At 39.2% G+C, this 12788-nt stretch carries 9 protein-coding genes; 7 read left to right on the top strand and 2 right to left on the bottom strand.

All coding sequences use genetic code 11. The annotated features are described in order from the left end of the window. Complete coding sequence (locus tag PAN07_RS00860; RefSeq protein WP_049546460.1) at positions 1 to 159, top strand: hypothetical protein; 159 nt, start codon at positions 1 to 3, stop codon at positions 157 to 159. Between the two features lie 43 nt (positions 160 to 202). Here the strand turns inward: PAN07_RS00860 and PAN07_RS00855 are convergent, their stop codons facing one another. Together PAN07_RS00855 and PAN07_RS00850 are read right to left on the bottom strand one after the other, a co-directional pair. Next, positions 203 to 673 carry an arginine repressor gene (locus PAN07_RS00855; protein WP_020902899.1) on the bottom strand — a complete coding sequence of 157 codons (471 nt, stop codon included), beginning with the start codon at positions 671 to 673 and terminating at the stop codon, positions 203 to 205. 468 nt (positions 674 to 1141) lie between these two features. Then, positions 1142 to 3424 carry a Xaa-Pro dipeptidyl-peptidase gene (locus PAN07_RS00850; RefSeq protein ID WP_269796711.1) on the bottom strand — a complete coding sequence of 761 codons (2283 nt, stop codon included), beginning with the start codon at positions 3422 to 3424 and terminating at the stop codon, positions 1142 to 1144. A 289-nt stretch (positions 3425 to 3713) separates the two neighbouring features. On the opposite strand from PAN07_RS00850, the gene PAN07_RS00845 reads away from it, so the two are divergent. From PAN07_RS00845 to spxR, 6 genes are all read left to right on the top strand, one after another. Beyond that, positions 3714 to 6815, top strand: coding sequence for a DNA polymerase III subunit alpha (locus PAN07_RS00845; protein WP_269796710.1), 3102 nt, complete (start codon positions 3714 to 3716; stop codon positions 6813 to 6815). 81 nt (positions 6816 to 6896) lie between these two features. After that, entirely contained in the window at positions 6897 to 7904 is a 1008-nt protein-coding gene (gene pfkA, locus PAN07_RS00840) for a 6-phosphofructokinase (RefSeq protein ID WP_000820863.1), read from the top strand. Between the two features lie 58 nt (positions 7905 to 7962). Beyond that, the gene (gene pyk / locus PAN07_RS00835; RefSeq protein ID WP_004259601.1) at positions 7963 to 9468 is read left to right on the top strand and encodes a pyruvate kinase; all 1506 of its coding nucleotides are present in this window, start codon (positions 7963 to 7965) and stop codon (positions 9466 to 9468) included. Between the two features lie 219 nt (positions 9469 to 9687). After that, complete coding sequence (locus tag PAN07_RS00830) at positions 9688 to 10947, top strand: UDP-N-acetylglucosamine 1-carboxyvinyltransferase (protein WP_020902409.1); 1260 nt, start codon at positions 9688 to 9690, stop codon at positions 10945 to 10947. A 15-nt stretch (positions 10948 to 10962) separates the two neighbouring features. Further along, entirely contained in the window at positions 10963 to 11514 is a 552-nt protein-coding gene (locus PAN07_RS00825; protein WP_020902408.1) for a GNAT family N-acetyltransferase, read from the top strand. After that, on the top strand, positions 11507 to 12784 hold the full coding sequence (gene spxR, locus PAN07_RS00820; protein WP_000033822.1) for a CBS-HotDog domain-containing transcription factor SpxR: 1278 nt from the start codon (positions 11507 to 11509) through the stop codon (positions 12782 to 12784). Before PAN07_RS00825 ends, spxR begins: the two co-directional genes overlap by 8 nt. Positions 12785 to 12788: the final 4 nt, after the last annotated feature.

The raw sequence follows: 12788 nt of genomic DNA, 5'->3' as shown, positions 1-12788 counted from the left end.
ATGGGAGATAAACCGATATCTTTCCGAGATGTGGATGGCAATTTTGTTTCCGCCGCAGATGTTTGGAATGAAAAGAAATTGGAAGAACTATTTAATCGTCTCAATCCAAATCGTGCTCTGAGATTAGCACGAACTAAAAAAGAAAATCCATCTCAGTAAAGAATATAACAAAATTCCGTGCCACATCAGACACGGAATTTTGTTATTCTTCAAAGAAAAATGGTGGAGCGAATTTTTTCAGTTCTTCAAAGCATCTTTGAGCAGCTTCTGCATCTTCGCAGATGACAAGGCAGACATCATCACCACAGAGAGTAGCGATAGCGTCAGAGAAACTTAATGCATCAATGATAGAACCAAAGGATTGCGCAAGTCCAGGAAGGGTTTTAAGGAGGACTTGGTGTTGAACGGGACGCATCAAGACAAGAGCATCTTCCATGTAGATTTCGAGACGTTTCTCCCATTTTGAGATAGAGCCTGTATTGAGCACGTAGTAAGAGTTGTCTTCTTCACGTACTTTTGAGAGGTTCATACTTTTAATATCTCTCGAAAGTGTAGCTTGTGTAACTTGAATATCATTATCGGCAAGAAGAGCTTGTAGCTCAGCTTGAGTATGAATCTTGTTTTTCGTTACAAGAGCTCGTATGAGTTGGTGTCGGTGTTCAGATTTATTCATAAAATGTTACTCCTTGTACTGGGTACAGAAAGCGTGGACGGAACGAAATCGTCAGTCGGGTGGTAAGCGGTATTGTCACGTATGATGATTTCAAAGTCAGTAGTATAGGACTAAATGGAGAAAATCCCACTCTTTTAACTTGTCACTAGTTGAGTGTAGATGAATTGGGTATCTATCCGTTTATCTACATTGGTGTCCTCTACTAACAGTAAATCATTCAATTAGGGTAGCCTTTTGTCACGACTTATTGTGAATTTATGATTAATGTTAATTCACAAAGATTTTTCAACATGTGGTGTGGTAGCGAGTATTATTAATGAGTACACATGTTGGTTAGGGTTTTAGTATCTTTTGTCAAAGCTTCCGTGTAGACCTATCATAAGCCTATATCGGGATTGCATTTGATACCAAGTGTATGTTTGTTTCAACTGTTCAAGTGGAAATCTTCCATATAGAAAGTCTGATATATTATGCCTTTTGACAAGGTAGGATAAGACTAGACTGTTCAAGATCAACAGTCAGGTGGTAAGCGGTGTTATCACGGATTGTGATTTCAAAGTCAGTAGTATAGAGTACTAAACGAAGAGTATCTCCTTCTTTTAACTTGTAAATAGTCGGTTGCAGTTCAAACTGGATATCCATCCATTCATCTGCCTTAATATCCTCTACTAACAGTAAATCATTTCTATTTTGCAAATTGAGATAGCCTTTTGTCACGACGCGTTGTGCATTTTCACGAAAAGGCAATTCGTTAAGATTTTCCAACATGTGGTAGCGACCGTTGTCAATGGTTCTAGCACTTAAAACAGCTGGATAAGGTTGTAGGTATTTTTTCTGTCCAAATTCTAGCAGTTGGGCTGATAAGAGACCCTTGTTTGTGCTGGATTTGATACGAAGATTGAGTTGAGCTCGACCGTTCAAGTGAATGTCTTTAGTTACAGGAAGGTCAATAGTAATCTGATTGACTTTCCCTTGATAAAGTTCTGTATTGAAGGTCTGGTATGTCTTACCATAACGCTCAAAATCTTTATCTGAGTACTGGTTTTGAATAACTTGCTCTTCTTGACCAAGTGAGAAGGTTTCAAACTTCTCTTGCTCACCGAAGGTATCAAGTGGTAACCAAGTCTGAGGAGCGGTATTATCCTGCCAGATAACAGTAGGAAGTTGGAAATCTGTATCTTGTCCCAGTAATTTCTTTGTCAACAAAGCATTCATGGATTCACGGAAGTCAATGGACTGCCAGTTGTTCATGTAAACATGTGCGCCATTATGGAAAAAGAGATGCTTGTTTATGTGAGCAGGAAGAGCATGGAACATCTGGTAAACATGAAGTGGTTTGACATTCCAATCCTGTGAACCGTGGGTAAAGACAACCTCTGCTTCTACATTATGGGCATTGAGCAGATAGTTGCGGTCATGCCAAAACTGATTGTAGTCGCCAGACTTGCGATCCAGTTGCTCTTTTACTTTTTCTAAGTCAGCTTGGTGAGCTTCGTTGCCACGGATATAGTCATCAGCCAAGAGATTACGAGAGTAGGTTAGTTCAGCAAGGGAGTCAAAGTCCTCACCTGGATAACCACCTGGGCTAGTTACTAGACCGTTTTCACGGTAGTAGTTGTACCACGAAGAAATACCAGCCTCGGCAATGATAACCTCTAAACCATCTACACCTGTAGTCGCTAGACCATTGGACATGGTACCTAGATAGGAAAGTCCAGTTGTGGCAACTTTTCCGTTTGACCAGTCAGCCTTGACTTGACGCTGGCGCGTATGGTCAGTAAAGGCACGGCAGCGACCATTGAGCCAGTCAATGACATTTTTATAAGCCTCTATTTGCTGGTAGTCCCCGTTAGTCATGAAACCTGTAGAGTCTTTGGTACCGACACCTGAGACATAAAGATTGGCAAAACCTCGTGGAAGGAAGTAGTCGTTGAGAGTATAGCTAGCGTTGATGTGCGTTAGCTTTTCCTCAGCTTCTGACACAAGCTCAGCTTGACCTTGGGGTTGGACGAGATTGAGTTGAGGTTCTTTAAGCTCAATCTTGTGAGTAGGTTTGACCTCAAGCTCACCCTCCATCTTGTAGAGAGCCTTATCACTAGCCTTGTCATTGGTTCCCTGATGGTAGGGGCTGGCTGTCATGATAGCAGGGATTTTTCCATCATAACGAGGACGAATAATGCTGACCTTGACTAAGTCTGGAAGCCCTTTTCGGTCAGTATCGACACGAGTCTCAACGTAAACGACTTCGCGAATGGCATCATGGCTAGAAAAGGTAGCCAAACTCTTGCCGTTAAAGTAGTGATAGTCATTATCCTCAGGAATCAGGCCGTCACTGACAAGTTGGTCGATAAGAGTATTTCCCTTTTTGGTGCGAGTATTGAGTAACTGATAGAAATTTTCAATCAAGTCACCATATACAATGGGAAAACCAGTCTCTTTACGAAAAACATCACTGTCTTCAAAGTCAACCAAGTAAGAAAAACCTAAAAGTTGAAAAGCCACAGTATAGAAAATATCAGCAGTCAACTCTTTATCTGATTGAAAAAATGTCAATAAGTCAGTTTCCTTATCAACTGCTAAACTGGATAGGGGATAGGAGCTATCTTTGTAATTAAAAAAGAAACGAATAAGAAACGCTTCAAGCATTTTTTTATTTGTGATGTTGACTGGTAAATCAAATCCATACTTTTTTAATTCAAAGATAATTGTATCTCTAGGTAGCGCAAAATAGCTGAATTGATTAAAACGCATAAAAGCCTCCTACTTATGAAATATATTACAGTTATTATATCAAAAAATAGAGAGAAAAGATACTATAAAAATTAATAGAAACTATAATAAATAAAAATAAGTATTTATAAAATAAACATGTGAAATGATAAGCTTAAATACAAAAATATTAGTGGTGCTGTTGTAAATCAGGCAAGGATTGTCTAATTAACTATGATTTGAGCTATTAGATATTAAAGCATCAGTAATAGTAATAGAAATTTTAAGAAAATGGTATAATATAGTGAGAACGATAGAGGAGAAGTGTAAATTGATCGCACAACTAGATACAAAAACAGTCTATAGTTTTATGGAGAGTGTCATTTCAATCGACAAGTATGTGAGAGTAGCAAAAGACTATGGCTACACTCATCTGGCTATGATGGATATTGACAATCTTTACGGGGCTTTCGATTTTCTAGAGGTTACAAAAAAATACGGCATTCATCCTTTGTTAGGGCTTGAAATGAATGTGCTTGTAGATGATAAGGATGTGAATTTGCGCTTTTTAGCTTTATCTAGTGTGGGCTATCAGCAGTTGATGAAACTATCAACATCCAAGATGCAGGGGGAGAAAGATTGGACAGTTTTATCTCAGTATCTAGAGGATATTGCGGTAATTGTGCCTTATTTTGATGGACTGGAGTCGCTCAATATAGGCTGTGATTACTATATAGGGGTTTACCCAGAGACACTGGCCAGCGACTTTCACCATCCAATCTTGCCCCTTTATCGGGTCAATACATTTGAAAGTAAGGATAGAGAAATTCTGCAAGTGTTAACAGCGATTAAAGAAAATCTTCCCCTTAGAGAAGTTCCCTTGCGCTCACGACAAGATGTCTTTATATCAGCAAGTTCTTTAGAGAAACTATTCCAAGAACGTTTTCCTCAAGCCTTGTACAATTTAGAAAAGCTTATTTCAGGCATTTCTTATGACTTGGATACTAGTCTGAAATTGCCTCGCTTTAATCCTGCTAGACCAGCAGTAGAAGAGTTGAGAGAACGCGCTGAATTGGGGCTTGCTCAGAAGGGGTTAACTGGTAAAGAATATCAAGACCGTCTAGACCAAGAATTGGCTGTTATTCATGATATGGGCTTTGATGATTATTTCTTGGTTGTTTGGGATTTGCTGCGTTTTGGACGTTCGAATGGCTATTATATGGGTATGGGACGGGGTTCTGCAGTTGGTAGCTTGGTTTCTTATGCCTTGGACATCACAGGGATTGACCCAGTAGAGAAAAATCTGATTTTTGAACGTTTCCTAAATCGTGAACGCTATACCATGCCTGATATTGATATTGATATTCCAGATATTTATCGTCCAGATTTTATCAGATATGTTGGTAATAAATATGGCAGTAAACATGCGGCTCAAATCGTTACTTTTTCGACCTTTGGGGCCAAGCAAGCTTTACGTGACGTCTTGAAACGTTTTGGTGTGCCAGAGTATGAATTATCTGCAATTACCAAGAAAATCAGTTTTCGTGATAATCTCAAGTCGGCCTATGAGGGGAATCTCCAGTTTCGTCAGCAAATCAATAGTAAGTTAGAATACCAAAAAGCCTTTGAAATTGCTTGCAGGATAGAGGGCTATCCAAGACAAACCTCTGTCCATGCGGCTGGTGTTGTAATCAGTGACCAAGACTTGACCAACTACATCCCTCTAAAGCATGGCGACGAAATTCCGCTGACTCAGTATGATGCTCATGGAGTTGAATCTAGCGGACTTTTGAAGATGGATTTTCTGGGACTGCGAAATTTGACCTTTGTCCAGAAGATGCAAGAATTGCTTGCTGAATCAGAAGGTATTCACCTTAAAATTGAAGAAATTGATTTGGAAGACAAAGAAACGTTAGCTTTATTTGCCTCTGGCAATACAAAAGGTATCTTTCAATTTGAGCAACCTGGTGCCATTCGCTTGCTCAAACGTGTGCAACCAGTCTGTTTTGAAGATGTCGTAGCAACTACTTCTCTAAATCGACCAGGTGCCAGTGACTACATCAATAATTTTGTGGCAAGAAAGCATGGGCAGGAAGAAGTGACTGTTCTGGATCCAGTACTGGAGGATATTTTGGCTCCAACCTACGGCATTATGCTCTATCAGGAGCAGGTTATGCAGGTTGCTCAGCGATTTGCTGGATTTAGCCTCGGAAAAGCCGATATTTTGCGTCGGGCTATGGGGAAAAAAGATGCCTTTGCCATGCATGAAATGAGGGAATCCTTTATTCAAGGATCATTAGATGCTGGTCATACTAGGGAAAAGGCAGAGCAGGTCTTTGATGTTATGGAGAAGTTTGCAGGTTATGGATTTAACCGATCTCACGCCTATGCTTACTCAGCCTTGGCCTTCCAGTTGGCCTATTTCAAAACACATTATCCAGCCATTTTTTATCAAGTCATGTCGAATTCTGCCAACAGTGATTATGTAACAGATGCCTTAGAAGCAGGTTTTGAAGTAGCCCCATTGTCCATTAATACTATTCCCTATCACGATAAAATTGCCAACAAATCTATCTATCTAGGTCTGAAATCGATTAAGGGTGTCAGCAATGATTTGGCGCTTTGGATTATTGAAAATAGACCCTATTCGAGCATTGAAGATTTTATAGCTAAATTACCTGAGAATTATCTGAAACTTCCTCTGCTAGAACCTTTGGTAAAAGTTGGTCTTTTCGATTCATTTGAAAAAAATCGCCAAAAAGTATTTAATAATTTAGGTAATCTATTTGAATTTGTGAAAGAGTTAGGAAGCTTGTTCGGTGATACGATATATAGTTGGCAGGAATCGGAAGATTGGACAGAACAAGAAAAATTCTATATGGAACAAGAGCTTCTAGGGGTAGGAGTTAGCAAACATCCCTTACAAGCTATTGCAAGTAAGGCTATCTACCCAATTACACCAATCGGAAATTTGTCTGAAAATAGTCACGCCATTATATTGGTTGAAATTCAGAAAATAAAAGTGATTCGGACCAAAAAGGGTGAAAACATGGCATTCTTACAGGTAGATGATAGTAAGAAAAAATTGGATGTTACCCTCTTCTCAGACTTATATCGACAGATTGGGCAGGAATTGAAAGAAGGAGCTTTCTACTATATAAGAGGAAAAAATCAGTTACGAGATGGCCGTCTGCAAATGATTGCACAAGAAATAAGAGCAGCAGTGGCTGAACGCTTTTGGATACAGGTAAAAAATCATGAATCGGATCAAGAAATTTCGAGAATTTTAGACCAGTATAAAGGCCCAATCCCAGTCATCATCAGGTATGAAGAGGAACAGAGAACGATTGTTTCTCCCCATCATTTTGTGACTAAATCCACTGAATTAGAAGAGAAATTAGGTGGAATCGTTATGAAAACGATTTATCGCTAAAATTACGGAAAATAGAAGAATTTTCCATTTAAATGTGATATAATCAGTAAGAATGTTAAAAGAAAAAGGAGCATAACCAATATGAAACGTATTGCTGTTTTGACTAGTGGTGGAGACGCCCCTGGTATGAACGCTGCTATCCGTGCAGTTGTTCGTCAAGCAATTTCAGAAGGAATGGAAGTATTTGGTATCTATGATGGATATGCTGGTATGGTTGCTGGTGAAATTCATCCCCTAGATGCGGCTTCAGTAGGAGACATCATTTCTCGTGGTGGTACTTTCCTTCACTCTGCTCGTTACCCAGAGTTCGCTCAACTTGAAGGGCAACTTAAAGGGATTGAGCAATTGAAAAAACACGGAATTGAAGGTGTAGTTGTTATTGGTGGTGACGGATCTTACCACGGTGCTATGCGTTTGACTGAACATGGATTCCCAGCTATCGGTCTTCCTGGTACAATCGATAACGATATTGTTGGTACTGACTTCACAATCGGTTTTGACACAGCGGTTACTACTGCTATGGATGCTATCGATAAGATTCGTGATACATCATCAAGTCACCGTCGTACATTTGTTATCGAAGTAATGGGTCGTAACGCAGGTGATATCGCTCTTTGGGCTGGTATTGCAACTGGTGCTGATGAAATCATCATTCCTGAAGAAGGATTCAAGATTGAAGATATCGTAGAAAGCATTAAATGTGGATACGAGTGTGGTAAAAAACACAATATCATCGTCTTGGCAGAAGGTGTGATGTCAGCAGCTGAATTTGGTCAAAAACTTAAAGAAGCTGGAGATACAAGCGACCTTCGTGTGACAGAACTTGGACATATTCAACGTGGTGGTTCTCCAACTGCGCGTGACCGTGTTTTGGCATCACGTATGGGTGCACATGCCGTTAAACTTCTTAAAGAAGGTATCGGTGGTGTTGCGGTTGGTATCCGTAACGAGAAAATGGTTGAAAACCCAATTCTTGGAACTGCAGAAGAAGGAGCATTGTTTAGCCTTACTGCAGATGGTAAGATTGTGGTTAACAACCCACATAAAGCTGACCTTGAGCTATCTAGCTTGAATAAGAGCTTATCATAATTTATAATTTAGTTAATAAGACCAAAAAGGTCATATATATAAAGGAGTCACAAAAATCATGAACAAACGTGTAAAAATCGTTGCAACTTTGGGACCTGCGGTTGAAATCCGTGGTGGTAAAAAATTCGGTGATGACGGATACTGGGGTGAAAAACTTGATGTTGAAGCTTCAGCTAAAAACATTGCTAAATTGATCGAAGCTGGTGCTAACACATTCCGTTTCAACTTCTCACACGGTGACCACCAAGAGCAAGGTGACCGTATGGCAACTGTTAAACTTGCTGAAAAACTTGCAGGTAAAAAAGTTGGTTTCCTTCTTGATACAAAAGGACCAGAAATCCGTACTGAATTGTTTGAAGGAGATGCAAAAGAATACTCTTACACAACTGGTGAAAAAATCCGTGTTGCTACTAAACAAGGAATCAAATCAACTCGTGATGTGATCGCATTGAACGTTGCTGGTGCTCTTGACATCTATGATGATGTTGAAGTTGGTCGTCAAGTTTTGGTTGACGATGGTAAACTTGGTCTTCGTGTGGTTGCTAAAGATGACGCAACTCGTGAGTTTGAAGTTGAAGTTGAAAACGATGGTGTAATTGCTAAACAAAAAGGTGTTAACATCCCTAACACTAAAATTCCTTTCCCAGCTCTTGCTGAACGTGATAACGACGATATCCGCTTTGGTCTTGAACAAGGAATTAACTTCATCGCGATTTCATTCGTACGTACTGCAAAAGACGTGAACGAAGTTCGTGCAATCTGTAAAGAAACTGGAAACGGACACGTTCAATTGTTCGCTAAAATCGAAAACCAACAAGGTATCGACAACTTGGATGAAATCATCGAAGCTGCTGATGGTATCATGATCGCTCGTGGTGACATGGGTATCGAAGTACCATTCGAAATGGTTCCAGTTTACCAAAAAATGATTATCAAGAAAGTCAATGCTGCAGGTAAAGTTGTTATCACAGCAACAAACATGCTTGAAACAATGACTGAAAAACCACGTGCAACTCGTTCAGAAGTATCAGACGTATTCAACGCTGTTATCGACGGTACTGATGCTACAATGCTTTCAGGTGAGTCTGCAAACGGTAAATACCCACTTGAGTCAGTAACTACAATGGCTACAATCGACAAGAACGCTCAGACTCTTCTTAACGAATACGGTCGTTTGAACTCAGATTCATTTGAACGTAACTCTAAGACAGAAGTAATGGCTTCAGCTGTTAAAGATGCTACTAACTCAATGGACATTAAATTGGTTGTAACTCTTACTAAGACAGGTCACACTGCACGTTTGATTTCTAAATACCGTCCAAATGCTGACATCTTGGCATTGACATTCGACGAATTGACAGAACGTGGATTGATGTTGAACTGGGGTGTTATCCCAATGTTGACAGATGCTCCATCATCAACTGATGATATGTTCGAAATTGCTGAACGTAAAGCAGTTGAAGCAGGTCTTGTACAATCTGGTGACGATATCGTTATCGTAGCTGGTGTACCAGTTGGAGAAGCTGTACGTACAAACACAATGCGTATCCGTACAGTACGTTAATTAAAATGAAAAAAGCCTATCATATCAAGCTTTCTAGCCTGTATGATAGGTTTTTTTGTAGCAGGGGGCAAATAAGGGGCAAAACTTTTTAAAAAAGGCCAGTTAATACAAATACGATTCAGCTAATATAATTGAAAATGATGGAAAAAAAGGTGAAATTATGGTATACTTTAACACAGGACCTTTTTAGAAATTTTGAAAGAGTATTAAAAATTTAAAATGAGAAAAATTGTTATCAATGGTGGCTTGCCCCTGCAAGGTGAGATTACCATTAGTGGTGCAAAAAATAGTGTTGTAGCTTTGATTCCAGCTATTATCTTGGCAGATGATGTTGTGACTTTGGATTGTGTTCCAGATATTTCGGATGTTGCTAGTCTTGTCGAAATTATGGAATTGATGGGTGCTACCGTTAAGCGTTATGACGATGTGTTAGAGATTGATCCAAGAGGTGTTCAAAATATTCCAATGCCTTATGGGAAAATCAATAGTCTTCGTGCATCTTATTATTTTTATGGAAGTCTTTTAGGTCGCTTTGGAGAAGCTACAGTTGGTTTACCTGGTGGATGTGATTTGGGACCACGTCCTATTGACTTACATCTTAAGGCTTTTGAAGCTATGGGAGCCACTGTTAGCTACGAGGGTGATAACATGAAGTTATCTGCTAAAGATGTGGGACTTCATGGTGCAAGTATTTACATGGATACGGTAAGTGTAGGTGCGACGATTAATACAATGATTGCTGCGGTTAAAGCAAATGGTCGTACTATTATTGAAAATGCAGCCCGAGAACCTGAGATTATTGACGTTGCTACTCTCTTGAATAATATGGGGGCTCATATCCGTGGTGCTGGAACCAATATTATCATTATTGATGGTGTTGACAGATTACATGGAACGCGTCATCAGGTGATTCCAGACCGTATTGAAGCGGGAACGTACATTTCCTTAGCTGCTGCAGTTGGTAAGGGAATTCGTATTAATAATGTTCTTTATGAACACTTAGAAGGATTTATTGCTAAGTTGGAAGAAATGGGAGTACGAATGACTGTATCTGAAGACAGCATTTTTGTTGAGGAACAGTCTAATTTGAAAGCAATCAATATTAAGACAGCTCCTTATCCAGGTTTTGCTACTGACTTGCAACAACCAATTACTCCTCTTCTGTTAACAGCAGAGGGGCGTGGAACCATTATTGATACCATTTATGAGAAACGTGTAAACCATGTTTTTGAACTAGCAAAGATGGACGCGGATATTACGACTACAAACGACCATATTTTATATACTGGTGGACGTAGTTTACGTGGTGCAAATGTAAAAGCTACTGACCTTAGAGCTGGGGCAGCACTTGTCATTGCTGGACTAATGGCTGAAGGTAAAACTGAAATTACAAATATTGAGTTCATCTTACGTGGTTATTCAGATATTATTGAAAAATTACGTAATCTAGGAGCGGATATTACACTTGTTGAAGAATAAACCGTAGAGGTGGTTATGAATATTTGGACCAAATTAGCAATGTTTTCTTTTTTTGAAACGGATCGCTTGTATTTGCGTCCTTTCTTTTTTAGTGATAGTAAGGACTTCCATGATATAGCTTCAAATCCAGAAAATTTACAATTCATTTTTCCAAGTCAAGCTAGTCCAGAAGAAAGTCAATATGCACTGGCCAATTATTTTATGAAGGCTCCTTTAGGGGTATGGGCTATTTGTGATAAGAAAACTGAAAAAATGATTGGTTCAATTAAGTTTGAAAAGCTAGATGAAATAAAAAAAGAAGCAGAACTTGGTTATTTTTTGAGAAAAGATTCATGGTCTAAAGGTTTTATGACAGAAGTTGTTAAAAAACTTTGCCAACTTTCTTTTGGGGAATTTGGTTTAAAACAATTATCCATCATTACCCACCTTGAAAATGAAGCTAGTCAACGGGTTGCTCTTAAGTCTGGATTTCGATTGATTCGTCAGTTTAAAGGAAGTGATCGCTATACAAAGAAAATGCGTGATTATCTTGAGTTTCGCTTTGTAAAGGGAGAAATTAATGAGTAAACACCAAGAAATTCTAAGCTATTTGGAAGAATTACCCGTTGGTAAAAGAGTCAGTGTTCGAAGTATTTCCAACCATCTAGGAGTCAGTGATGGAACGGCTTATCGGGCCATTAAAGAAGCTGAAAATCGTGGAATTGTAGAGACTCGTCCAAGAAGTGGTACTATCCGTGTTAAATCTCAGAAAGTTGCTATTGAAAGATTAACATTTGCAGAAATTGCAGAAGTGACTTCTTCTGAGGTTTTGGCTGGGCAAGAAGGTTTAGAGAGAGAATTTAGTAAGTTTTCAATCGGTGCCATGACTGAGCAAAATATTTTGTCTTACCTTCATGATGGGGGACTCTTGATTGTCGGAGACCGGACTCGTATTCAATTATTAGCGCTGGAAAATGAAAATGCCGTTCTTGTGACAGGTGGATTTCAGGTTCATGATGATGTGATTAAACTGGCTAATCAAAAAGGAATTCCTGTTTTAAGAAGCAAACATGACACTTTCACCGTTGCGACCATGATCAATAAAGCCTTGTCAAATGTTCAAATCAAAACAGATATTTTGACAGTTGAGAAACTGTACCGTCCGAGTCATGAGTATGGTTTTTTGAGAGAGACTGACACTGTTAAAGATTATTTGGACTTGGTACGTAAGAATCGTAGCAGTCGTTTCCCTGTTATTAATCAACATCAGGTTGTTGTTGGGGTTGTTACTATGAGAGATGCTGGTGATAAGTCACCAAGTACCACAATTGATAAGGTCATGTCTCGTAGTCTATTTTTAGTTGGATTATCTACAAATATTGCCAATGTGAGTCAACGGATGATTGCTGAAGATTTTGAAATGGTACCAGTTGTTCGTAATAATCAAACCTTGCTTGGGGTTGTAACCAGACGAGATGTCATGGAGAAGATGAGTCGTTCCCAAGTTTCGGCTCTACCAACTTTTTCTGAGCAGATTGGTCAAAAACTTTCTTATCACCATGATGAAGTAGTGATTACAGTGGAACCCTTTATGCTAGAGAAGAACGGTGTTTTGGCTAATGGAGTATTGGCAGAAATTCTGACCCATATGACTCAAGATTTGGTTGTTAATAGTGGTCGCAATCTCATTATCGAGCAGATGCTAATCTACTTTTTGCAGGCTGTTCAGATAGATGATATATTGCGCATTCAAGCACGCATTATCCATCATACGAGACGGTCAGCTATTATTGATTACGATATTTATCATGGGCATCAGATTGTTTCAAAAGCAAATGTAACCGTTAAAATTAATTAGAAAC

The sequence above is a fragment of the Streptococcus sp. SM5 genome (assembly GCF_027497975.1).
This window is presented reverse-complemented; position numbering and strand designations above follow the sequence as displayed.